The organism is Gordonia sp. UBA7599, assembly GCA_002477755.1.
Taxonomy (GTDB): domain Bacteria; phylum Actinomycetota; class Actinomycetes; order Mycobacteriales; family Mycobacteriaceae; genus Gordonia.
This window is the reverse complement of sequence record DLKD01000102.1, coordinates 1-462: the sequence shown is the minus strand read 5'-3', so window position 1 is coordinate 462 and position 462 is coordinate 1. Positions and strand designations below refer to the sequence as shown.

Annotated in this window: 2 pseudogenes; one reads left to right on the top strand and one right to left on the bottom strand. The window is 70.1% G+C overall.

Features of this window, described 5'->3' with window-relative positions:
* Positions 1–126, top strand: a pseudogene (locus tag B4L26_RS11630) (DNA integrity scanning protein DisA); the annotation flags it as partial.
* Between the two features lie 61 nt (positions 127–187).
* Here the strand turns inward: B4L26_RS11630 and B4L26_RS11625 are convergent.
* Positions 188–462 (bottom strand): annotated as a pseudogene (locus B4L26_RS11625) (hypothetical protein); the annotation flags it as partial.

Genomic DNA, 462 nt, shown 5'->3' with positions numbered 1-462 from the left:
CTGCAGGCGCTGCTGGCGACCAGCGCTGCCGATCTGCAGGGCGTCGAGGGCATCGGCAACATCTGGGCGCGCCACATTCGCGAGGGCCTCTCTCGGCTCGCGGAGACGAGCCTCGACCGGTTCTAGCCGATTTCTGGTCGGCGGACGCCGAAGCCGCCGGGCCACGGCTACCGGTTGCTGGTCGCGGTTACGGCTGCTGCGCTGGTGCGACGACGTTGAAGGTGATCGGTGCGGATTCCCGCTCGCCGATCTTGCCGACCGCGCGGTAGGCACCTGGCGGAACCGGCTCGCGCGGGGTCTTGCAGCCCGGCGTGCTGGTGGTGCCCGACCAGGTGATCGTGTCGCGCTCCTGCTGACCGGGTGCGAAAGTCACGTTCTTCACCGTCCGCAGCGGGGAGCAGTCCCGTGCACTCCACAGGGTGCGCGTGCCGTCGAGCGACCGCACGACGACGTTCTGCGCCG